The organism is Streptomyces sp. NPDC008121 (assembly GCF_042957155.1).
In the GTDB taxonomy this organism is placed as follows: Bacteria; Actinomycetota; Actinomycetes; order Streptomycetales; family Streptomycetaceae; genus Streptomyces.
In genome coordinates, this window is the sequence record NZ_JBIBHT010000002.1 from 328882 (window position 1) to 353561 (window position 24680).

Sequence of the window (24680 nt, forward strand, 5' to 3'; positions counted from 1 at the left end):
CCGGCCGGCCGGCGGCCTGCGGACGGGTCGTTCCCGCTGACCGGCCGGCCGGGCGGGAGCCGTTCCCGAAAGCGGAGGCCGGTGCGCAGGGCGGCCTCCGCCCTCGGGGGCCAGGTCAGGCGTAGGTCTCGTACTCGGCGACCTGCGGGGTGCCCGTCGAGCCGGTGATCTCGAAGGTCAGCTTCCTGAGCGAGGTGCGGGGGAAGGTGATCGCTCCCGCTCCCGTGCCGGAGGCCAGGACGGTGCCGGTGTCGCCGTCGAGGAGCCGCCAGGTTCCGATCCGGCCCGCGGAGCCGGAGGCCTCGCGGAGTGCGATCCGGGAGACGGAGGTGGCCGCGGGCCACTTGATCGAGACGGAGCCGGTCGCGCCGGCCGGGGACCAGTAGGTGGCGGAGTCACCGTCACGGACGTTGCCGAAGCTCGTCCCGGCCGCCTTGCTGGAGCCGTCGGCGCCGGCCCCGAGGCTGAGGTTGGTGCCGCCGGGCTGGGTCGGGTCCGGGGTGGTCGGGGACGGGGTGGGGGTGGTCGGGGACGGGGACGGGGTCTGGGGGGAGCAGGAGCCGTCGGACACCCGGAGTCCCTTGCCGGCGCCCGCCGTGCGGCTCACCACGTCCGGTACGCAGGCGGCCGCGTCGAGGGTGTAGGCGTACGGAACGGCGACCGTGGTGGTGGACTGCGGGTTCGGGCCGGCGGGCTTGTTGTCCGTGCCGGGGGCCGACCAGGTCACGTTGTCGAAGACGTTGCCGCTGACCTGCCAGTAGCCGGCGGCGTCGGTGTAGAAGGTGCCGAGGACGTCCTTGGAGTCCTCGAAGTAGTTGTTGTCGACCTTGGCCCGGGCCCCGGCGCGGGAGTTGATGCCGGATTCGTTCAGCCTGGCGTAGTGGTTGTTGTAGAGGTGCGCGATGCCGCCGCGCAGCAGGGGCGCGCGGGAGTCGATGTTCTCGTACAGGTTGTGGTGGTACGTGATGTAGCCGTTGGAGAGGTCGCTCTCGCTGGACCCGATGAGGCCGCCGCGGCCGGAGTTGCGCAGGGTGCTGTAGGACAGGGTCACGTACTGCGTGCCGTCCTTCATGTCGAAGAGGCCGTCGAAGCCCTCGGACTCGCCGCCGGACGCCTCCAGGGTGACGTGGTCGACCCAGACGTTGCGGACATCGCTCTCCATGCCGATGGCGTCGCCGCCGTTGGAGGTGGGCGACCCCGACTTCTTGACGTTCCGGACGGTCACGTTCTGGATGATGACGTTGCGGGACTCCCGGATGTGGATGCCGAGCTGGTCGAAGACGGCCCCGGCGCCCACCCCGACGATCGTGACGTTGCTGATCTGCTTGAGCTCGATCACGCCCGCGGCGGTGGAGCAACTGCTCCCGGACACCTTGGCGGTGTTGCCGTGGTTGATGGTGCCCTCGACCTCGATGACGATCGGGGTGCTGCTCGCGGCCCGGCCGCACAGGGCCGCGTGGATCGCGGTCCCGGTCGTCGCCCGCACCGTCTGCCCTCCCGCGCCGCCGGTGGTGCCACCGTTCTGGGTCGCGTAGCCGGTGGCGCCGCCGGTCACGGCTGCGGATGCCTCGGGCATCACCAGCACCACACCGGCGGCGGCCGCCACGGCCATCGAGGCCAGCGCCGCGTTGAACCGTCGTGCGACGGGTCGTCTCATCCTGATCTCCCCTTCGTCTTCCACGTGTGAGCGTTCGATCAGAAAGCGCTTTCTGCCCGGCGACGATAGGGCGGCGAACGCCGGTCGGCAAGACTCTTGCAGGGGTCTGCGGCAATCGCTTTCTATGTGCGGTGCGCCCTATCTGATGCCATGTCACACGATCGGGGACAGGTCCCTTTCACCCGCGCTTGGGGGGCTGCGGAACCGGGCAGGCGAGGGGCAGCGTCGGCAGAACGACGGCGCACCCGGCGGGCCGCCGGGTGCGGTCGGGCGAAGGCCAGAAGCGGTCCGGTGAACGCCGGGTGCGGTCGGTGCAGGCCGGGTGCGGGCCAGGGAGGTACACGTGACCGTCCCGCCGGGCTGTCACCTGCCGGCGGGACGGGAAGGGAGGCGCCGGGGTACGCGTCATCGGGCGGCGGGCGGCCCGGCGGCGCGCGGGCCGTGTCAGCGGGTCGTCGGAATGCGCGGGTGGGCGGCGTAGCGGCGGCGGCTGCGCAGCATGCCCTCGTCGGAGAGGGTGAACACATCGACGAAGTCGACCTGTTGCGGGGAGAGGCGGCCGATCGCGACGACACAGTCGCCGGAGGCCACGATCCGTTCGATGTGATGGCGGCAGCCCGGGGCCGGGTTCTCCAGCCGCGCGTCCTCGTGGAGGAGTGACGAGAAGCCGTCCAGGTCCCCGGTGTCGAGGTAGTGGTAGGCCAGCCGCACGTGGTCGACTCCGGAGTCGGTGATCAGACTGCTGGGCGGCAGCCGCCTCGCCTGACGACTGTTCATGACACGTCCTTTCGTACGTCCGCCTCCTGCCAGGCGGCGGCAGGTTCCACCGTGCTCCGCCGCCGCAACCCCGCACTATCGCGGGCCTATCACCGCCACGAGATCTCCACACCGTTTACAACTGGGGTGCCCAGCGGCAAAACTGACCTCCGCACACGCGTCTTTCGGGTCGTTTTCGCTGCTTGTCTGTTGGGTTGGGGCGTGTTCCTTGCGGGGAGAAACAGTGGACGTACCGCCCGGCGGGAGACCTTTCGCTCCTGAGACCGTGGCCTTCCGGATCCTCGGACCGCTCCATGTGCACAGTCCGAACGGGCAGGTGCGCATTCCGCCCGGGCGTCAGGAAGTCATCCTGGCCGCCCTCCTGCTGGAGGCGAACCGGGTCGTCAGCACCGACTATCTGGTGGATCTCATCTGGGAGGACGAGCCGCCGGACACCGCCCGGACGCAGGTGCAGATCTGTGTCTCCCGCCTGCGGAAGCTGTTCGGCAAGGAGGAGGTGGCCGCGGCCATCACCACCCGGCCGCCCGGTTACGTCCTCAAGACGGAGGACGGCTCGGTCGACGCGGTCCTGTTCGGCCGGTGGATCGCCGACGCCCGGCTGCGCGGCAAGCAGCCCGGCGGCGCGGCCGAGGCGGTGGAACTGCTGCGGGGCGCGGGCGCCTTGTGGCAGGGGGACTGCCTGAGCGGCATCTCCAGCGAGACGCTGCGCAGCAAGGCCCGGCAGTTGGACGAGGAGCGGTTGACGGCCGCCGAGAACCGGATCGATCTGGAGCTGGAGTTAGGGCGGCACCATCAGCTGGTCGGGGAGATCCAGCTGCTGGTCCACGAGCATCCCCTACGGGAGCGGCTGCGCGGCCGGCTGATGCTGGCGCTGTACCGCTCGGGGCGCCAGGCCGAGGCCCTGGACGTCTACCGCGTCGGCAGACAGCTCCTGGTGGACGAGCTGGGGCTCGAACCGGGCGAGGAGCTGCGGCACCTGGAGTCGGCGATCCTCGCCGGCGAGGTCCCGCCGCCCCGGCTCGCGGGGCCGGGCGCGGCCGGCCGGGCCCGTCCCGCGACGAACCCGGGACCGGGCCCGTCTTCCGACCGGGCCGCCGCCGACGGGACCGGCCCGCGGGAGGGGTCGGCGGGCGCGGGAAGCCGGATCCAGGGCTCCGGCGTCTCGGCACCGGCCGTCGCGGTCGCGGCTCCGGGCTCCGCGGGCGGATTCGCGCGCGGGTCGGGGCCGGGCTTCGTGCTCGGATCCGGGTCGGGGTTTGGGCCGGGATTCGCGCCGGGGCCCGGCTTTATGCTCGGGTCCGGGTCCGGGTCCGGGTCCGGGTCCGGGGACGGGTCGGGTTCCGGATTCGGGTCGGGTTCCGTCGGGTCCGGGCGGGGCGGGGGGCTCGACGCGGCCGACCGTACGGGTGCCGGTGCCGACGTTCGTACGGAAACCGGTACGGGCCACGGCACCGGGGCCGTCGCCGCGCCGACCGGTCATGGCGGCCCGGGTGGGCCGGGCTCCGACGGCGAGGTCGCACGCCTGACCGGCGCTCCCGCGGCTCCCTCCGTACGCGAGCCCGGACGGGATCCCGTAAGAGAGCCCGTAAGAGAGCCCGTACGGGATTCCGTACGGGAGTCGGCCCCGCGTCACTCGGCCACCGGCGTCGCGGCCGGGGCTCCGATACCGGCGTCCCCCGCCGACGTGCCGCGCCAGCTCCCCGCCGACACGGCCGACTTCGTCGGGCACCAGGGGCGGATCGCGGTCATCGAGAAGACGCTCCTGGGCACCGGCGAGCGCCGGGCCGTCGGCCTCGTCGTCATCGTGGGCAAGCCGGGCACCGGCAAGTCCACCCTGGCCACGCACATCGCCCACCAGGCGGGCGAGAAGCACTTCACCGACGGGCAGCTCTACTGCGACCTGCGCGGCACCAGCGGCGCCCCGGCGACCGCGGCCGAGGTCCTCGGCCGGTTCCTCCGCGCCCTCGGCATCCCCGGTCCCGTCATCCCCGACTCCCTGGACGAGCGGGCGGAGATGTACCGCACGCTGCTCGGGTCCCGCCGGGTGCTGGTCGTCCTGGACGACGCCGCGTCCGAGAGCCAGGTCCGTCCCCTGCTGCCGGGCGCCGGGAGCTGCGCGGTGCTGGTCACCAGTCGGGTCCGGATGACCGGGCTGCCCGGCGCGCACCGCGTGGAGCTGGACGTCCTCGGCACGGAAGAGGCCATGGAGCTCCTCGTCCGGGTGATCGGCGAGGAGCGGGTGGAGGGCGAACGAGTCGCGGCCGAGGCGCTCATCCGGACCGTGGGCGGGCTGCCGCTGGCTCTGCGGATCGTCGCGGCCCGGCTGGCGGCCCGTCCGCACTGGACCCTCGCCTCGATGGTGCACCGGCTGGCCAACGAGCGGCACCGGCTGGACGAGTTGACGCACGGCGAGATGACGATGCGGGCGAGCCTGTCGCTGACCCACGACGGGCTGGGCTCCGACGACCGCCGGCTCCTGCGGCTGCTCAGCCTCGCCCGCGGGCCGAGCCTGCCCGGCTGGCTGGCCGGCGCCCTCCTCGACGACCGCCGTCCCTACCCCTCGGACCTGCTGGAACCGCTCGTCGACGTCCAGATGCTGGACGTGGTGGGGATGGAGTCCACCGGAGGGTTCCGGTACCGCTTCCACGAGATCATCCGGGTGTTCGCCCGGGAGCAGCTCACCGCGCACGACGATCCGGCCACTCAGTCGGCGGCGCTGCGGCGGATGATGGGCGGCTGGATGGCGCTGGCCGAAGAGGCCCACCGGCGGATCTACGGCGGCGACTTCACCGTGCTGCACGGTTCGGCGCCGCGCTGGCTCCCGCCCGCGGACCATGTGGACGAGCTGCTCGCCGATCCCCTGGAGTGGCTGGACAGCGAGCACGCGAACCTGGTGCAGGCGGTGGAGCACGCGGCGGCCGAGCAGCTCGACGAGGTGTGCTGGGACCTGACGACCACCCTGGTCACGCTCTTCGAGACGCGCGGCTATCTCGACCACTGGGAGCGCACGCACCAGGTGGCCCTGGGCGCCGCCCGGTCCGCCGGGAACAAGCGGGGCAGCGCCGCCGTCCTGGCGTCGCTGGGCTCGCTCTATCTCAGCCGCAGCCAGCACGAGGAGTCCCGGGCGGCGCTGACCACGGCGCTCGGGCTCTTCACGGAGATCGAGGACCGGCAGGGACTCGCCTTGTGTCATCGCGACCTGGCGTTGCTGGAACGTTTCCGCGGCCGTGAGCACCAGGCCTTGGAGCTGTACGACCGTGCCCTGCGGGATTTCGACCTCGCCGGTGACGTGGTGGGCCGGGCGATCGTGCTCACCCAGAGCGCGCAGATCTGGATGCTGCGGGGGCAGAGTGCGGCGGCGCAGAGCCGGCTGGACGAAGCCCTGGGCATCTACCGGTCGGTCGGGTACACCGGCGGTCAGGCCAGGACCCTGCGCAGAGCGGGGCAGTTGCAGCAGCGGCAGGGCGAACTGAGCCGGGCGGTCGGGACGTTCACGGAGGTCCTCGAGCTGTGCCGGGACAGCGGGGACGTGATCGGGGAAGGGCATCTGCTGCGCGATCTCGGCCTGGCGCACGCCGGAATGGGGCAGACGGCGGCGGCTCGGGACTGTCTCGACCGTGCGCTGACCATCCGGGAGCAGATCATGGACCAGGGCGGAGCGGCCATGGTCCGGCTGGACCTCGCGCGGCTGCTCGAAGCGGACGACGGCCCGGGTGACCGGAGCCGGTCGCGGGACCTGCTGCACAGTGCGGTGCGGGCATTCCAGGACCGCCGGATGGAACCGGAACTCGCGGAGGCGCAGCGGCTGCTGGCTCGCGGCTGAGCGGCGGGGCGGATCAACGGTGGGGCGGTAGGGCCAGTGGGGCGCTAGGGCCGGGTGCGGCGGCTGGGCCGTGGGGGCGCCGGGCCGTGGGGGCGGGTGCGGGCGGTCAGGGGCCGGGCGGGGTGGACCGCCGGCCGGTCAGTCCCAGGGGTTGTTGTCGCTGGAGGGGGTCGGGGTCGGCGTGGTCTGCTGCGTCGAGGAGGAGCCGGTGGTCCCGCCCGTCGGGGTGCCCTCGTCGGCCAGGGCCGCCTGGGCGCCGAGCAGAGCGGCACCCGCGAGGGCGACGGTGACGACGGCGGCGCGGAGGGCGTGGGCGAGAGCCATGGTTTTTCCCTTCGGTAGGGGCGTCCCGCCGGGCTGCGGGGCGTCTCCTTCTTCGTGGGCACCACGCTAGGAACGGCCGGAATCCCCGGACCGGCCCCGCTCCTATCACGCAGCTATCACGCCGCCACGCCGGGCATCCGGGGATAGCCGGGGTGGTGGGTCGACCGCTCCCCCGTGATAGCGGTGCCGCGGCCCGGGTCGACCGCGCGGGGCCGGTGAGCGGCTCGGTGGACGGCAGGGCGATGGGGGCGCGATAGCCGGCTCCCGAGGATGGGACCTGTCACTCCTCACACCCCCCAGGAGCACGCATGAACTCCGCCCTCACGGCCGGTTCCGTCCAGGACACGCAGGTCGGCGCGCTGATACGTGCGCACCGGTTGCGGACAGGCCTGACGCAGCGGGAACTCGCCGACCTGTCGACCATCAGCGTCCGGGCGATCCGCGACCTGGAGCACGGCCGGGCGAGACGGCCCCGCACGGACACCGTGCGGCTGATGGCGGACGCGCTGCGCCTCGGGCCGCGGGCCCGGGCCGCCCTGGAGGAGGCCGCCCAGCTCGGCAGGGCCGTCGGCGTCACCGCGGGCCCCCCGGCGCCGCCGGACGCCCCCCAGCCGCTGCTCGGCCGGAGCACGGAGACGGAGACCCTGGTCCGGGAACTCTCGCCGGACGGCGCCGAGCGGCTCACCCATCTGGTGGGGCTCCCCGGCGTCGGCAAGACCCGCGTGGCGCTGGCGGTGGCCTCGGCGCTGCACGGTTCCGGGATGCCGGTCCTGTGGCACGCCTTTCCCGGTGCGGCCCGCGAGTACGTACCCACCGCTCCGGGGCCCTGGACGGAACTCACCGAGCGGTGGGTGTGCGGGCTGTACGGGGACGAGCCCGGCCGCGACCCGCGTACGGGGGCGGCGGCGGGGCGCCCCGCCGAGGGGCCGGCGGGCCTGGGCGGTGAAGGTCCGGTCATGCTCGGGGAGGGTCCGGTGCTGCTGGTGCTGGACGGGGCGCCGGCCGGAGCGCCGCGGTTCGACCGGCTGACCCGGCTGCTGCACGAGGTGCCGGGGCTGCGCCTTCTGGTGACCTCGGACGAACCCTGGCAGGCCCCTGGCGAGCGGCTGTTCCTGCTGTGCCCCCTGCCCGCGCCCCCCGTCGCCGAGGGCGGCGCGCGCGGTGCCGGGGAGGCGGGCGGCGGGAGCGTGAGCGGTGGCTCCGGGCAGCCCGGGCGGCCGGGGGGACTCGGTGAGGAGCGGGAGCCCGCCGTACGGATGTTCCTGGATCAGGTACGGCGGGTCCGGCCCGGACCGGCGGCCTCGGCCGTCGCCGACAGGGAGCGGGCGGTGCGGATCTGCCGCCTTCTGGACGGGCACCCCGGCGCACTGTCCGCCGCCGCGTCCTGGCTGGTCGTCTCCGATCTGGCGGCGCTGTGCGACACGTTGGAAGCGGACCCGGCGGCGTTCCTGGACCATCTCGGAGGACGGGACGACCGTCTGCGCGCCTCGCTGCGCGACCGCGTCGACCGGTTGCCGGCCGAGCAGCGCGCCCTGCTGACGGCGCTGTGCACCACCACGTCGGCCCAGGGCGTCGGTGCGGGTGCCGGTGCGGGATTCGCCGACGCGGGTGTGGCGCTCCCCGCGCTGGCGGCGCTGACCGGTCGCAGCCTGCCCGAGTGCGGTCGGCTGCTGCGCGAGCTGCTCCTGTCGGGCCTGGTGCGGGCGGCCCACGAGGAGGGCGCCTCCCGTTTCCGGGTGCCCCCGCTCGTACGCGCGCTGCTGCCCGCTGCGGCAGTGTCCGCGCCGCAGGCAACTGCCGCCGTCTGAACTGCTCCTGAAGCACCGGAAGAACTGCCGCCCCGGACCGGGCGGCGCGGATTGGATGGGCGTACGCCGGAAGGGCCGGCCACCCGGCCGGAACCGGCGGCCGGGTTCGGTCACGGCGGCCGGGTTCGGTCACGGCGGCCGGGTTCGGACTCGGCGGCCGGGTTCGGTCCGGGGCCAGGCCCGACTCGGCGGCCGGGCTCGGCCCGGAGCCAGGCTCGGTCCCGGCAACAGCGTCGGGTCCCGGCCGCGTTCCTTCGTACCGCCTCTCGTCGTACCGCCTCTCGTCGTACCGACCTCCGTCGTGCCCACCCCGTCCCCCGAGGAGCGCCCGCATGTCCCCCAAGGCGTCTGTACGGCTGCCCCTGTCGGCGGCCCAGCGCGACATCTGGCTGGCCCACGCGCTGGACCCCTCCGGCCGCCGCTACAACGTCGGCGAGTACCGGGAGATGCGGGGGCCGGTCGATCCGGAGCTGGTCAGGGCCGCCTTCCGGCAACTGGTCGTGGAGACCGACGCCCTGCGGATCCGGGGCATCGGCGCCGACGAGGACGGCCCCTGGCAGGAGCTGCACGCCGAGCCCGGCGACCAGGAGCTGACGCAGGTGGACGTGAGCGGCGCCGACGATCCGGCCGCCGCCGCGCGGGCCTGGATGGAGGCGGAACTGGCCCGGCCCTTCGATCTGGCCTCGGACTGGCTGACCCGCCACGCGCTGGTGAAGGCCGGTGAGGAGCTGTGGTTCTACTTCCACGGCTTCCACCATCTGGTGATCGACGGAGCGGGTCTCGCCCTGCTCGACGCCCGGCTGGTCGAGCTGTACGCGCAGGCCGAGGCCGGGGAGCCGTGGGGCCCGAGCCCCTTCGGCTCGCTCGCCGAGCTGCTGGCCGAGGACGCCGCCTACCGGGCGTCGGAGGACGCCGTGGCGGACCGGGCGTACTGGCGGGAGCGGCTGGCGGGCATGGCACCGTCCCCGCGGATCGGCGGCGGCCGCTCCGAGCCCGTCCCCGAGGGGTCCCTGCCGTTCGTCCGGCGGACGGTGACGCTGCCCGCTCCGTACGCCCAGCGGCTCCGGGAGACCGCCCGCGCCCACCGGGCGCCGTGGACGATGATGGTGATCGCGCTGGTCGCCGCGTATGTGCGACGGGCCTCGGGGAGCGGCGAGGACGAGTTGACGCTCGCCCTGCCGGTGACCGCCCGGACCACCGAACCGGCCCGGCGCACCCCGGGCATGGCGTCCAACATCATCCCGCTGCGGCTGCCGGTGCCGGCCACGGCCACGCTGGCCGATCTGCTGAAGTCCGTCGTCAGCGAGACCCGGCAGGGCCTGCGCCGGCAGCGGACCCGGTTCGAGGAGATGGGCGGCGCAGCGGAGCCCGGCCGGTCGGCCGCCACGCCCGCGCGCACCGAAGGGGCCGGCACGACGGGCAGGCCTTCCGCCTCCCCGCAGGTGAACATCATGGCGTTCGCGCCCGGCATGCGGTTCTTCGGTGTGCCCACCACCCAGCACAATCTGGGGAACGGGCCGGTGGAGGACCTGGCGGTGGCGGTCTACGACCTGGGCCCCGAGGACGGGCTGCGGATCGACTTCGACGCGTCGCCGGAGACCTGCGACACGGCCACGGTGGCCGCGCACCAGGACCGCTTCGTCCGCTTCGTCGGCACCGTACTGGCCACCCCGGAACGCCCCCTGGCCGAGGTGGAGTTGCTGGACCAGGACGAGTCCCGGCAGGTGCTGGGCGAGTGGGCGGGCGTACGGGACGTCGGGGCGGACGACAGGACGCTGACCGAGCGCTTCGAGGAACAGGCCCGGTCACGCCCGGACGCCACGGCGGTGATCTTCGGCGAGGACCGGCTCTCTTACGGCCGGCTCGACGCCCGCGCCAACCAGCTGGCCCACCACCTGCGCGCGACCGCCGGCCTCGGCCGCGGAGACCTGGCCGGCATCCTCCTGGATCGCTCCCCCGACCTGGCCGTCGCCATCCTCGCCGTGCTGAAGACCGGCGCCGGATACGCCCTGCTCGACCCCGAGTTCCCCGACGAACGCCTCACCGGCACCGCCACCGACGCCGGCCTCACCACCCTCGTGACGACCGCCGGGTACGCCGAGCGGGTGTCGGGGCGGTGGTCGACCGTACGCACCGACGCGGAGGGGGTGGAGATCGCCGCGATGCCCGCGTCGGGGCTCGGGGTGGCGCTGACGGTGGACGATCCGGCGTGCGTGATGTTCACGTCCGGATCGACCGGGCGTCCCAAGGGGATTCTCTCCACCCACCGCAACCTCACCTCCACCCTCACCCACCAGACCCACTGCGCCTTCGGCCCCGACGAAGTCTTCCTCCAGTGCTCCCCCGTCTCCTGGGACGCCTTCTCCCTCGAATTCTGGGGCGCCCTCCTCCACGGCGGCACCACCGTCCTCCAACCCGGACAACGACCCGAACCGGCCCTCATCGCCGACCTCGCCCCCCGCCACCGCGTCACGATGCTCCAGCTCTCCTCCAGCCTCTTCAACTACCTCACCGACGAACACCCCGACACCTTCACCACCACCCACACCGTCCACACCGGCGGCGAACCCGCCTCCCCGACGCACATCCGGGCCCTCCAGGACGCCTGGCCGCACATCACCGTGGTAAATGGCTACGGTCCGGCCGAGTCCATGGGGTTCACGACCACCCACACCGTCCCCCGAAGCGGGGGCGAGGTGCCGCCGACCGTCTCCATCGGGCGTCCGCTGGTCAACAAGCAGGCCTACGTCCTCGACGACCACCTCCGACCCGTACCCCCCGGCACCACCGGCGAGCTCTACCTCGCCGGACACGGCATCGCCCACGGCTACCTCGCCCAACCCACCACCACCGCCACCCGCTTCATCCCCCACCCCTACGGACCCCCCGGCACCCGCCTCTACCGCACCGGCGACCACGCCCACTGGGACACCCACGGCAACCTCCACTACACCGGCCGCACCGACACACAGATCAAAATCCGCGGCTTCCGCATCGAACCCACCGAAATCGAAACCCTCCTCACCACCCACCCCCACCTCACCCAAGCCACCGTGACGTACGGGGAAGGGCGGCTGACCGCGTACGTGACGGCCGGGCCGGACGGGCTCGTGCCGGAGCCGGCCGCCGTCCGGACGTGGCTGCGGGAGCGGCTGCCCGACCACATGGTCCCGGCGTTCGTCGTACCGCTCGACCGCCTCCCCCTCACCCCCAACGGCAAGATCGACAAGCGGGCGTTGCCGGAGCCCACCGCTCCGGACGCGTCGGATCGGGGGCGGCCGCCGCGCACCCCGTTGGAGGAGATCGTCTGCGCCGAGTTCGCCGAGGTCCTGGGCCTGGCCGGGGCTCCGTCGGCGGACGCCGACTTCTTCGAGCTCGGCGGGCATTCGCTGCTCGCCGCCCGGCTGGCGAACCGGCTCGCCTCGGCCCTGGACGCCCGGCTGGGTCTGCGTGAGGTCTTCGGCCACTCCACCCCGGCCCGGCTGGCCGCGCACCTCGCCGACCGGACCGGGAAGCGCGCCGCGCTGCCGCCGCGAACCGCCCCGGGCCGGCGGCCGGAGCGGCTGCCGCTCTCCTTCGCGCAGCAGCGTTTGTGGCTGGTGAACGGGCTGGAGGCGGGCGGTACGGCGTACAACGTGCCGATGGCGGTCCGGCTCGACGGGCCGCTGGACGTGACCGCGCTGCGCGCCGCGTTCCGCGACCTGGCGGAGCGTCACGAACCGCTGCGGACCCGGATCGCCGTCACGGACGGCGAGCCCCACCAGGTGGTGGATCCGGCCGGAGACGTGTCGTTCACGGTCCGCGAGGTCGCCCCGGAGGAGGTGGACGCGGCGGTGCGGGCGGCGGCCGGGCACGTCTTCGACCTGGCGGCCGAGGCGCCGCTGCGGGTGACCGTACTGCGTACCGGACCCGCGTCGGCCGTCCTGCTGGTGCTGCTCCACCACATCGCCACGGACGGGCAGTCCTTGAGCCCGCTGTTCGCGGACCTGTCCGAGGCCTATGTGGCCCGGCGTTCCGGCCGGCAGCCGGACTGGCCGCCGCTGCCGCTCGCGTACGCCGACCACGCGCTGTGGGAGCGGTCCGCGTCCGCAGGACCCGTGCTGGACGAGCAACTGGCGTATTGGCGTGAGGCCCTGGCCGGGCTGCCGGAGGAGCTGGGGCTGGTCCACGACCGGCCACGGCCTCCGGTGGCCGGGCAGCGCGGCGGGGCCGTGGAGGTGGACTTCGGTCCCGAACTGGGCCGTCAGGTGTCGGAGTTGGCCCGGAGGGAGCGGTGCACGCCGTTCATGGTCGTGCAGGCGGCGCTCGCGGCCGCGCTGACCCGGCTCGGTGCGGGCACCGACATCCCGCTCGGGTCGCCCGTGGCGGGGCGTTCGGAGGAGCATCTGACCGGTCTTGTGGGGTTCTTCGTGAACACGCTGGTGCTGCGTACGGACACCTCGGGCGATCCGGAGTTCCGGGAGCTGCTGCGCCGCGTGCGGACGACGGACCTCGACGCGTTCGCGCACCAGGACGTGCCCTTCGATCTCGTCCTGGAGGCCGTCAATCCGGTGCGTTCGCTGGCCCGGCATCCGCTGTTCCAGGTGTGCCTTGCGGTGGAGCGCGGCCCGGCGCCGGCCCCGGACTTCCCGGGGGTGCGGGCGGGCGCGGCCGAGCCGGTGGTGACCGGCGCGGTCAAGTTCGACCTGGAGTTCCTGCTGCGCACCGGTGCGGCGGACGGCGGCCCCGGCGCGGACGGTCTGGCGGGCACGGTGCTCTTCAGCGCGGACGTCTTCGAGCGGGCGACGGTCGAGCGGATGGTCGGCGTGCTGCACCGCGTCCTGGAGCAGGCCGTGTCGGCTCCTCGCCTCCGGGTGTCCGAGCTGGAGCCGATGGCGGACCGCGAACTGCTCCAGGTGCTGGGCGAGTGGGCGGGGGTACGGGACGTCGGGGCGGACGACAGGCCGCTGACCGAGCGCTTCGAGGAACAGGCCCGGCTACGCCCGGACGCGACCGCGGTGATCTTCGGCGAGGACCGGCTCTCCTACGGCCGGCTCGACGCCCGCGCCAACCGGCTGGCCCACCACCTGCGTACGACCACCGGCCTGGGCCGCGGAGACCTGGCCGGCATCCTCCTGGACCGCTCCCCCGACCTGGCCGTCGCCATCCTCGCCGTGCTGAAGACCGGCGCCGGATACGCCCTGCTCGACCCCGAGTTCCCCGACGAACGCCTCACCGGCACCGCCACCGACGCCGGCCTGACCACCCTCGTGACGACGGGCGGGCAGAACGGACGGCTGGCCGGTCCGTGGGCGGCGGTCGCGCTGGACGAGACGGATGTGTCCGGGCAGCCGCGGACCGGTCTGCCGGTGCGGCCCGGACCGCAGGACCCGGCGTGCGTGATGTTCACGTCCGGATCGACCGGGCGCCCCAAGGGGATCCTCTCCACCCACCGCAATCTCACCTCCACCCTCACCCACCAGACTCACTGCGCCTTCGGCCCCGAGGAAGTCTTCCTCCAGTGCTCCCCCGTCTCCTGGGACGCCTTCTCCCTCGAATTCTGGGGCGCCCTCCTCCACGGCGGCACCACCGTCCTCCACCCCGGACAACGACCCGATCCGGCCCTCATCGCCGACCTCGCCCCCCGCCACCGCGTCACGATGCTCCAGCTCTCCTCCAGCCTCTTCAACTACCTCACCGACGAACACCCCGACACCTTCACCACCACCCACACCGTCCACACCGGCGGCGAACCCGCCTCCCCGACGCACACGCGGCGGCTGCACGAGCGCTTCCCCGAGCTGCGGATCGTCAACGGCTACGGTCCGGCCGAGTCGATGGGGTTCACGACCACGTACACCCTGGACCCGGACCCGGCGGCTCCCGCGCTGCCCTCGGTGCCCATCGGGCGTCCGCTGGTCAACAAGCAGGCCTACGTCCTCGACGACCACCTCCGACCCGTACCCCCCGGCACCACCGGCGAGCTCTACCTCGCCGGACACGGCATCGCCCACGGCTACCTCGCCCAACCCACCACCACCGCCACCCGCTTCATCCCCCACCCCTACGGACCCCCCGGCACCCGCCTCTACCGCACCGGCGACCACGCCCACTGGGACACCCACGGCAACCTCCACTACACCGGCCGCACCGACACACAGATCAAAATCCGCGGCTTCCGCATCGAACCCACCGAGATCGAAACCCTCCTCACCACCCACCCCCACCTCACCCAAGCCACCGTGACCACCCGACCGGACCGCCACGGCACCGCGCAGCTGATCGCCTACGTCGTCGCCTCCGACCCGGCGACCGGGCAGCCGTCGTCGGCGGAGGTACGGCTGTGGCTGCGGGAACGGCTGCCCGACCACATGGTCCCGGCGTTCGTCGTACCGCTCGACCGCCTCCCCCTCACCCCCAACGGCAAGATCGACAAACGCGCCCTGCCCGCACCGCACGCCGGCGCCGGTGCCGGCGGGGAGGGGCGGGAACCGAGTACGGCGCTGGAGCGGACCCTGTGCACGGCGTTCGCCGAGGCGCTCGGCACGTCCGCGCCCGTCTCGCTCGACGACGACTTCTTCGACCTCGGCGGGCACTCGCTGCTCGCCGCCCGGCTCACCAACCGCCTGGGCTCCGCGCTCGACCTGCGCCTCACCCTCCGCGACGTGTTCCAGAACCCCACGCCCGCCCGGCTGGCCGCGTACCTCGACGACCGGTCCGCGCGGGCGGCGACGACCACCCCGAAGCCGCGCCGCGCCAGGCCCGCCCTGCGCCGCCGCACCGACCAGGAACGGATCACCTCATGACCGACCGGACCGCGCCCCTCCCCCACGCCGACGACATCGTCTGGGACCTGCCCGGCGAGGCCCCGCAGCGGACCGCGCTGCTCGTGCTGCCGCACGCGGGCGGCAACGCCCACGCCTACGCCGAGTGGCGGGCCCATCTGCCGCAGGACGTACGGCTCTTGATCGGACAGTACCCGGGCCGGGGCGCCCGCTTCGCCGAGGACCTGCCCCGGACCATCGCCGACCTGGCCGGCCCGGTGGCGGCGGCGCTCCCCGCCGACCTGGGCGAGGATCTGGTGGTCCTCGGGCACAGCATGGGCTCGCTCGTCGCCTTCGAGGTGGCCCGGCTGCTCACCGCCGCCGGCCGGGCGCCGCGCGCCCTGGTGGCCTCGGCCTGCCGGGCGCCGTTCCTGGAGAACCCCAGCGCCGTGCACCCCGAGCGGCTCGACGACGACCAGCTCGTCGCCGCGATCAAGGAGCGGGGCGGGACGGACGACGGCATCCTCGACGAGCCCGAGCTGCGCGAGATCATCATCCCGTCCATCCGTGCCGACTTCGCCATCGACGACGTGTACCGCTGCCCCGTCGAGGACGCCCGGGTCTCCTGCCCGGTCACCGTGATCGGCGGGGACGCCGATCCGGTGGTGCCGGTGGCGGCGCTCGACCGGTGGGCCGAGATCACCGAGGCCGGCTTCGCCGCGCACGTCCTGCCCGGCGGCCACTTCTACTTCCAGCAGCAGCTCCCGGGCTTCTTCGCCCTGCTCGGCGGCGTACTGGACGGTGGCGAACGGACCGCCGCGGGCGCCCCGCCCGTCGCGGCGGCGCTCGCGACCACCGCCGTGTGACGCCGTTTCCGCCTCCGCCGCGCCGCCCGACCGGGACCCGCTCCCGGACCCGGCCCGTACTCCCTCCGTACCCGCTTCCGCGCCCGGCCCGTACGCCGTTCGCGTCCCTTTCCGTCTCCGACCGGCTACCGACCGGCTTCCGCTCCGCCTCCGATCCGCTTCCGTGCTCTTCCCGCAGCAGAGGACTGTTCCGATGACGACTTACGCCGATGCCCCCGTCTCCACCGACCCGACCGTGATCCGCGAGCCCGGCAAGCCGGCCGTCCTGGTCACCCCCGGCCACTCGGACATCGCCGCCGCGGCGGCCTGGCTGACCGCCCACCGCGCCGCGATCCAGGCGGAGTTGCGGCGCTCCGGCGCGGTGCTGCTGCGCGGCCTGCCGGTCACCGACGCGGCCACCTTCGCCACCGCTCGTGACGCGTTGATCGAACAGCGCGCCGGCTACAAGGAGAAGGCCACCCCGCGCACCGACTTCGGCGAGGGCGTCTTCTCGTCCACCGATCTGCCCGCCGCCCAGCCGATCCGGCTGCACAACGAGAACAGCTACACGCTGGACTTCCCCGGCGTCCTGCTGTTCGGCTGCGTGACCGCCCCCGAGGAGGGCGGGGCCACCACCGTCGGCGACATGCGCGAGGCCCTGCGGCTGCTGCCGGCGGAGCTGCGCGCCCGCTTCGAGCGGGCCGGCTGGCTGCTCGTACGCAACTACTCCGAACTGGCCGGGCTGCCCTGGTACAAGACCTTCGCCACCGAGGACAAGGCGGTCGCCGAGGCGTACTGCGACGAGAACACCATCGGCTACGAGTGGCCGGACGACGACTCCCTCGTCACCCGGCAGCGCCGCTCGGCGATCGTCACGCACCCCGTGACCGGGGAGCGGGTGTGGTTCAACCACTTCGCCTTCTGGAACAGCCGCACCCTCGACCCGGACGTCCGTGACGTGCTCGTCGAGACGTACGGCGAGGACGGCCTGCCGTTCAACACCTACCTCGGCGACGGGACCCGGCTCACGGACGCCGAGGTCGACGCCGTCAACGAGGTCTACGACCGGGTGACGCGCCGGGAGACCTGGCAGCGCGGCGACCTGATGCTCGTCGACAACATCCTGTGCGCCCACGGCCGCGAGGCGTTCAAGGGCGACCGGAAGATCCTCGTCGCCATGGGCGAGCCGGTCGCGCTCGCCGACTGCTCCCCCGCCACCCAGCCGTCCACCACCGTCTTCGGGAAGTGACCACCGCCATGACCGCCGTCCTGCCCGAGCGCGCCCGCACCCCCCTCGGCCCCGCCTTCCCCCCTGCCACCGCCGACACCGGCGCCGACAGCGCCGCCGTGCGGCCGGCTCCCGCCGACCTGCTGGACCGGCTGGCCGCCGTCCCCGGCGGCCGTGCCGCCGTGGTCGCGGCCGACCGCGAGCTGACCTTCGACGAGCTGCGCGCCGACGCCATGCGGATCGCGGGCCGGCTGGCCGCGCTCGGCGTCGGCCCCGAGAGCGTGGTGGCGCTCTGCCTGCCGCGCGGTGCGGGACTGGTGTCCGCGCTGATCGGTACGCTCACCGCGGGCGCCGCCTATCTCCCGGTCGACCCGAGGCTTCCCGCCGACCGGCGCCGCTATCTGGTCGAGGACTCCGGCGCCGACGCCGTCGTCGCCCTGGGCGGCGGCCCGGACGACATGCCGCTGTCGCCCGGCGTCCCGCACCTGGACCTGGCGGAGCTGCTCGCCGACGGCACGGCCTCCACCGCCACCTCGTCCGCCCCCGCGTACCGGCCGGCGCCGGTGACCGGGAACACCCTGGCGTACGTCATCTACACCTCCGGTTCGACCGGCCGCCCCAAGGGGGTCGAGATCGGCCGGGAGGCCGCCTCCCGGCTGCTCGCGGAGCTGGAGGAGGCGGGCATCGCCGTGACCGAGGGCGGTAGGGTCGGCTGGAACGCCTCCCCCTCGTTCGACGCCTCCGTGCAGCAGTGGACCCGTGTCTGCCGCGGCGACACGCTGGTGATGATCGACGACGAGACGCGCGCCGACCCGGCGCTGCTCGCCGCGCTGGTGGCGGACGAGGCCCTCACCGACCTGGACCTCACCCCCTCGCACGCCGACCCGCTGCTGGAACTCCTCGGCGCCGACGGGGACCCGGGCCCCGGCGCCGGCCCCCTGACGCTGCTGATCGGCGGGGAGGCGATCAGCCCGGCCCTGTGGTCGCGGATCTCGGCCCTCGCCGCGACCGGCGCGGTCCGCGCCGTCAACCTCTACGGACCCACCGAGTGCACCGTGGACGCCACCGCCGGCTGGATCGAGACCGCGGCCGGGGAGGCCGCGGCCCCGCACATCGGCGCCGTCCTGCCGGGTCTGCGGATGCGCGTCCTGGACGAGAAGCTCCAGCCGGTCGGCGAGGACGGTGTGGGCGAGCTGTACCTCGCGGGACCGCGCGTGGGGCGTGGATACCGCCGTCGCCCCGGTCTGACCGCCGAGCGGTTCACCGCCGACCTCGGCCCCGACGCCGAGCCGGGCGGGCGCATGTACCGCACCGGCGACCTGGTGCGGGTCCTTCCCGGCGGCCGGCTCGGCTACCTGGGCCGGGCGGACGGCCAGGTGAAGCTGCGCGGCTTCCGCATCGAACTCCCCGAGATCGAGGCGGCGGTGACCGCCCACGGGTCGGTCGCCGAGGCCGCCGTCGTCCTGCGCGAGGACGTGCACGGCGCGCCCGGCCTCGTCGCCTACTACCGGGCCACCGGGCCCGTCACCGAGGCCGCCCTCAAGGAGCGGCTCGCCGCCGCCCTGCCCGCGTACATGGTGCCCGCCGTCCTCGTCCCCCTGGAGCGCTTCCCGACGACCGTCAACGGCAAGCTGGACCGGACGGCGCTGCCCGAACCGCCGCAGGCGGACACCCCGCGGCCCGCAGGGCCGGACTCCCCGACCGGCTCCGGATCCGGGCCCGCCGGGCCGGGAGCGACGTCGGCCGGCGACGGACTGTCCGCCTCCGAGGCGTTGATCGCCGGGGTGTGGACGGCCGTGCTCGGCGCCGAGGCCATCGGCCCCGAGGACAACTTCTTCAAACTGGGCGGCCATTCGCTGCTCGCGATCAAGCTCGTGTCGCGGGTACGGGCCGAGCTGGGCGTGGCCCTGCCGGTGAAGGCCGTCTACGCCAACCCGCGGCTGCGGGACCTCGCCGCCCACATCGACGGGCTCGTCGCAGCCCACGACGCCTGAGGACATGACCGTGACCCCGTTGTCGTTCGCCCAGCGCCGCCTGTGGTTCCTCGGGCGGCTGGAAGGCCCATCCGCCACCTACAACGCCCCGGTGGTGCTGCACCTGGACGGGACGCCCGATCCGGCGGTGCTCGGCGCGGCCCTCGCCGATCTGGTCGAGCGGCACGAGGTGCTGCGCACCGTCCTGCCGGCCGGCCCGGACGCCGAGCCCCGGCAGGAGGTCCGGGGCGCGGGCGCGGTCCCGCCGCCCGAGGTCGTCCGGTGCCCGGCCGCCGAACGGGAGGCGCGAGTGGCGGCGTTCGTCCGCGAGCCGATCGACGTGACCCGCGAACTCCCCCTGCGGGTCGCCCTGTTCACCTCGGAGGGGCCGACCGAGGGGCCGGGCGCCGGACGTCCGGAGGCGCGGGGCGGAGACGGCTCCGTCCTGGTGCTGCTGATCCACCACATCGCCACGGACGGCTGGTCCGTACGCCCCCTGCTGCGTGACCTCGACACCGCCTACCGCGCCCGGCTCGCGGGCCGGGCGCCCGCGTGGGAGCCCCTGCCGGTCCGGTACGCCGACTACGCCCTGTGGCAGCGGGAACTCCTCGGTGACCCCGACGACCCCGAGAGCCTGGCGGCGGAGCAGCTGGACCACTGGAAGCGGCACCTCGACGGGGCCCCCGAAGTGGCGGCCCTGCCCGCGGACCGGCCTCGCCCGGCCGAGCCCTCCGGGCGCGGCGGCACGTTCACGGTCCGGGTCCCGGCCGGCACCCACCGGGCACTCCTCGCCCTCGCCCGGCGGCACCGGGCGACCCTGCCGATGGCGGTACGGGCGGCGCTCGCGGTCGCCCTCTCGGCGGCCGGGGCCGGGCAGGACCTGGTGATCGGCACCCCGGTCGCCGGGCGGCCCGAGGAGGACCTGTACGAACTCGTCGGGTTCTTCGTCAACACCCTGGCGCTGCGGACGGACCTCTCCGCCGATCCGAGCGCCGCCGCCCTGCTGAAGCGGGTCCGGGACGCCGACCTGGCCTCGTACGAGAACCAGGACCTGCCGTTCGAGCTGCTGGTGGAGCGGCTCGCTCCGGAGCGGTCCCTCGGCCATCACCCGCTCTTCCAGGTGATGCTGACCGTCGACGGCGCAGAGGGCGCCGGCACGGTCCCGCTCGGGCCGCACCTCACCGGTCGGCCGGGCACCGCCGACCTGGGGGCCGCCAAGTTCGACCTCACCTTCTCCTGCGCCCAGGGCACGGCCCCGGACGGCTCCCCCGATGGGCTCGACCTCGCGCTGGGTTACGCCGTCGACCTGTTCGACGCGTCGACCGCGCGGCTTCTCCTGGACCTGTTCGTCCGGGCTCTGGAGGCCTTCGCCCGGGACGCCGACCGGCCGCTCGGCGCGCTGTCGCTGACCACCGCCGAGGAGCGGGCCGGGCTGGCGGCCCGGCACGAGGCCCTGGCCGTGGCGCGGTCGGCGACTGCGGCGGCGGCCGAGCGGCCCGGGACGCAGGCGGCGCGTCCGGGGCGCCGGGACGTGGGCGGCCCACGGGAGGAGATCCTGTGCGGGCTGTTCGCCGAGGTGCTGGGCCGCGCGCAGGCGGGGCCCGACGACAACTTCTTCCGGACGGGCGGGCACTCGATGCTCGCGGGCCGGCTGGTCAATCGGGTCCGGTCCGTCCTGGGGCTCGAACTGGGCATACGGGACCTGTTCCTGGCGCCCACCCCGGCCGCCCTGCACCGCCGGCTCACGGAGGCGGCCCGCTCCAGGAGCGCCTCCACCGACGGAACCGAAGACGGGACCGGGGCCGGGGTCGCCGCCAGGTCCGCGCCGCGTCCGGTGCCGGAGGGTGAGCGTCCGGCCCGGCTGCCGCTGTCGGCGGCGCAGCGGGCGCTCTGGCTCCTGGCCCGTATCGAAGGCCCCTCGGCCACCTACAACGCCCCCGTCGTGCTGCGCCTGGACGGGGAGCCCGACGCCGGGGCGCTGGGCGCGGCGCTCGCCGACCTGATCGCGCGGCACCCGGTGCTGCGCACCGCCTACCCTCACGTGGACGGCGAGCCGTACCAGCTCGTCAGGGAGGACTTCTCCCTCGGCCTGGAGACCGTGCGGTGCGCCGACGCGGCCGCACTCGACGCCGCCGTCACCGGGTTCGGGCGTACGCCGCTCGACGTGACCGACGGGGTGCCGCTGCGGGCCCGGCTGTTCACCACCGGCCCGGGGAGCGCGGACGGAGCCGGCGGCGCCTGCGCGCTGGTCCTGCTCGTCCACCACATCGCCGTGGACGGCTGGTCCCTGGAACCGCTCCTGCACGACCTGGACGTGGCCTACACCGCCCGCCTGGGCGGCCGCGGACCCGGGTGGGAGCCGCTGCCCCTCACCTACGCGGACTACGCGCTGTGGCAGCGCGACCTCCTCTCCGACCCGGAAGGCCTGCTGGGCCACTGGCGGGCCGCGCTGGCCGGACTGCCCGAGCGGACCGCGCTGCCGTACGACCGGCCGCGGCCCGCCGAGCCCGGCGGCCGCGGCGGGACCGTCGGCGCCCGGCTCGAACCCGGGACGTGGAGCGGGCTGACCGCGCTCGCCCGGGACCGGGGGGCCAGCCTTTTCATGGTGGCGCGGGCCGCCCTCGCCGCCGCCCTCGCCGCGACCGGTGCGGGAGAGGACCTGGCGATCGGCACCCCGGTCGCCGGCCGCTCGGACGAGGCGCTGCACGACCTGGTCGGCTGCTTCGTCAACTCCCTGGTGCTGCGCGCCGACACGTCCGGTGATCCGACGGCGGCGGCCCTGGTGGACCGGGTACGGGACGTCGACCTGGCCGCCTTCGACCACCAGGACCTGCCGTTCGACGTCCTGGTGGAGCGGCTGACCGGCGCGTCCGGACGGGCCCTCGGCGAACACCCCTTCTTCCAGGTCATGCTGACGGTCGCCTCCCCCGGTGCAGGCGACGACGTGGCCCGGCTCGGCCCGCTGACCGCCCGGGCCGGCACCGTCGACCTGGGGGCGGCCAAGTTCGACCTCAGCGTCCACTGCGCCCCGGAGCCCGACGGCGGCCTGCGGCTGCTCCTCGGGTACGCCGAGGACGTCTTCGAACAGGACACGGCACGACTGCTCCTGGACGTGTACGCCCGTACGCTCACCGCCTTCGCCACCGACCCCGCCCGGCCCCTGAGCACGCTCGGCCTCCTCACCGGGGCCGAGGCGGCCGGACTCGCCGTCCGCCGGGAGCGGCTCGCCGAGGCGGCACGGGTCGCCGCCGAGGCCGCGGCCGCACGAGCGGCCTCGCGGCAGCGGGCCGAGGGCGGCGGCGCCGGGAGCCGGCATCCCCGGGTGGAGCTGCTGTGCGGCCTGTTCGCGGAGATCCTCGGCCGGGTCGAGGTGCGCGCCGACGACAACTTCTTCCGGACCGGCGGCCATTCGATGCTCGCGAGCAAGCTGGTCAACCGGGCCCGGGAGGTGCTGGGCGTGCGGATCGGCATCCGGGACCTGTTCCTCGCCCCGACCCCCGAGGCGCTGCACGACCGCCTTCCCGCGGGCCACCCGGGTGCCGACGCTCCCGAGGCCGGCATGGAAGGCGGCGAGGACCGGCCGCCGCTCCGCCCGGCGGACGACCGTCCGGAGCGGATCCCGCTGTCGTACGCCCAGCGCCGCCTGTGGTTCACCGACCAGCTGGAGGGGCCCTCCGCGACCTACAACATCGCCCTGGTCCGGCGGCTCGACCGGCCGCTGGATCCGGCCGCCCTCGCCGCCGCGCTCGCCGATGTCGCCGAGCGGCACGAGGTGCTGCGCACGGTGTACCGGGCCGAGGGCGGGGAGCCCTTCCAGGTGGTCCTCGACGGGGCCCGCCCGCCGCTCGAGCTCGGCTTCCCCGCCGACCCGGCGGCGGCCGTGGACGCGGCGGCCGGTCATGTCTTCGACCTGGCGCACGACCTGCCGTTCCGCGCCTGGCTGTTCCTGCCGTCCGACGGCTCCGGCCGGCAGACCCTCGTCCTGCTGCTCCACCACATCGCCGCCGACGGCTGGTCGACGCGGCGCCTCCTCGCCGACCTCGGCACGGCCTACACGGCGCGGGCCTCCGGTGCGGCCCCCTCCTGGGCCTCGCTGCCCGTCCAGTACGCCGACTTCACCCTCTGGCAGCGGGACCTGCTCGTCTCCGGCCCGGAGGCCCGGCTGGGCTTCTGGGAGCGCGCCCTGGCCGGGCTCCCGCCGCTGATCGACCTGCCCACCGACCGGCACCGGCCCCCGGTGCCCTCCGGGCGGGGCGCGGTCACCGGCTTCACCGTCCCGGCGTCCGTGCGCGGCGGCCTGGAACGGATCGCCCGGGACACCGGCAGCACCCTCTTCATGGTGGTCCACGCGGCGCTCGCGGCCGTCCTCGCCCGCTGCGGGGCCGGTCCCGACGTGGCGGTGGGCACGGTGGTCGCGGGCCGGGACGACCAGGCGCTCGACGAGCTGGTCGGGTTCTTCGTCAACACCCTGGTCCTGCGCACCGACACATCCGGCGACCCCTGCTTCGCGGATCTGCTCGTACGGGTCCGGGAGGCCGACCTGGCGGCGTACGCGCACCAGGAGGTGCCCTTCGACCTGGTCGTCGAACACCTCAACCCGCACCGGTCGTCGGCGCACCACCCGCTGGTGCAGGTGATGCTCCGGGTCGACCAGGACGCGGACCCGGACAGTGCGAGCGGGGCGGGCGCGCCGGGCGGTCCACTCGCCGGCGAGGCGCTGCCGTTCGGGGCGCACACCGCCAAGGCGGATCTGACGTTCGCCCTGACCGGCAGCGCGGACCACGGAGGTCTGGACGGAGTACTTGAGTACGCCACCGACCTGTACGGCGCGGCCGGCGCGGAGCGGCTGGCGGGTCTCCTCCAGTACGCGCTGGCGCTCTTCGCGGCGGACCCGGCGGCCCGCCTCGGCGTCCTCCCGGAGGGGCCCGGGCGGCCGGGCCGTGGGCCGTACGCCACCGTGGCGGGCTACCGCGTCGACCTGGGGCACGTACGGCAGGTCCTCGAAGGCCTGCCCGGCGTCACGGACGCCGAGGTGTCCCTCGCGGAGGGCAGGCTGGTGGCCCGGGTGACGGGCTCGGTCACGGAGGCCGAGGCGCAGTCGTGGGCGGCGGACCGGCTGCCGGAGTACGCGGTGCCGGTGGTGACCGCCACCGGGCAGGAACCGCCGGCGCCGCCGGCGCCGGGGGGTCCGCTGCCCCGGCTGGTGGAGCTGTTCAGCGAGGTCCTCGACGGCAAGGAGATGTCCGCGGACGCGAACTTCTTCCGCTCGGGCGGGCACTCCCTGCTCGCGGTGCGCCTACTGAACCGGGTCCGCGCGGAGCTCGGCCGCGAACTGACGCTCCGGGACGTCTTCCGCCACCCCACCCCCGTCGCCCTGGCCGCCCTGCTCGCGGCCGCCCCCGCCCCTCCGCCGGTCCCCGCCCTGCGCCGCCGCACCCGCGCGGGCACCCGCGTACCGCAGCGCTGACGGAACCTTCACCGGCCGGTGGCGACCCCCGTCGG

10 protein-coding genes are annotated in these 24680 nt (G+C 74.7%); 7 read left to right on the forward strand and 3 right to left on the reverse strand.

The genetic code is table 11. From position 1 onward, the window contains the following. Positions 1 to 115 precede the first annotated feature (115 nt). Together ACFZBD_RS07095 and ACFZBD_RS07100 are read right to left on the reverse strand one after the other, a co-directional pair. Positions 116 to 1657 carry a polysaccharide lyase family 1 protein gene (locus ACFZBD_RS07095; protein WP_391136806.1) on the reverse strand — a complete coding sequence of 514 codons (1542 nt, stop codon included), beginning with the start codon at positions 1655 to 1657 and terminating at the stop codon, positions 116 to 118. Between the two features lie 444 nt (positions 1658 to 2101). Next, positions 2102 to 2434 (reverse strand): nuclear transport factor 2 family protein, encoded by a 333-nt coding sequence (locus ACFZBD_RS07100; RefSeq protein WP_391136809.1) that lies wholly within the window; start codon positions 2432 to 2434, stop codon positions 2102 to 2104. Positions 2435 to 2750: 316 nt separating this feature from the next. Between ACFZBD_RS07100 and ACFZBD_RS07105 the strand changes: the two genes are divergently transcribed. Next, positions 2751 to 6257, forward strand: a complete 3507-nt coding sequence (locus ACFZBD_RS07105; protein ID WP_391136812.1) for a BTAD domain-containing putative transcriptional regulator — start codon at positions 2751 to 2753, stop codon at positions 6255 to 6257. A 138-nt stretch (positions 6258 to 6395) separates the two neighbouring features. Here the strand turns inward: ACFZBD_RS07105 and ACFZBD_RS07110 are convergent, their stop codons facing one another. Next, positions 6396 to 6581: a hypothetical protein gene (locus tag ACFZBD_RS07110; RefSeq protein WP_391136815.1), complete on the reverse strand. Its 186-nt coding sequence runs from the start codon at positions 6579 to 6581 to the stop codon at positions 6396 to 6398. A gap of 308 nt (positions 6582 to 6889) precedes the next feature. Between ACFZBD_RS07110 and ACFZBD_RS07115 the strand changes: the two genes are divergently transcribed. The 6 genes from ACFZBD_RS07115 (at position 6890) to ACFZBD_RS07140 (ending at position 24645) form a co-directional block, all read left to right on the forward strand. Continuing rightward, positions 6890 to 8389, forward strand: a complete 1500-nt coding sequence (locus ACFZBD_RS07115; protein WP_391136818.1) for a helix-turn-helix domain-containing protein — start codon at positions 6890 to 6892, stop codon at positions 8387 to 8389. A 332-nt stretch (positions 8390 to 8721) separates the two neighbouring features. Then, the gene (locus ACFZBD_RS07120; RefSeq protein ID WP_391136821.1) at positions 8722 to 15174 is read left to right on the forward strand and encodes an amino acid adenylation domain-containing protein; all 6453 of its coding nucleotides are present in this window, start codon (positions 8722 to 8724) and stop codon (positions 15172 to 15174) included. Next, entirely contained in the window at positions 15171 to 15998 is an 828-nt protein-coding gene (locus ACFZBD_RS07125; RefSeq protein WP_391136824.1) for an alpha/beta fold hydrolase, read from the forward strand. Before ACFZBD_RS07120 ends, ACFZBD_RS07125 begins: the two co-directional genes overlap by 4 nt. Before the next feature lie 193 nt (positions 15999 to 16191). After that, positions 16192 to 17226, forward strand: coding sequence for a TauD/TfdA family dioxygenase (locus ACFZBD_RS07130; RefSeq protein ID WP_391136827.1), 1035 nt, complete (start codon positions 16192 to 16194; stop codon positions 17224 to 17226). Next, the gene (locus ACFZBD_RS07135) at positions 17223 to 19199 is read left to right on the forward strand and encodes an amino acid adenylation domain-containing protein (RefSeq protein ID WP_391136830.1); all 1977 of its coding nucleotides are present in this window, start codon (positions 17223 to 17225) and stop codon (positions 19197 to 19199) included. Before ACFZBD_RS07130 ends, ACFZBD_RS07135 begins: the two co-directional genes overlap by 4 nt. A 10-nt stretch (positions 19200 to 19209) precedes the next feature. Further along, positions 19210 to 24645 (forward strand): condensation domain-containing protein, encoded by a 5436-nt coding sequence (locus ACFZBD_RS07140; protein WP_391136833.1) that lies wholly within the window; start codon positions 19210 to 19212, stop codon positions 24643 to 24645. Positions 24646 to 24680: the final 35 nt, after the last annotated feature.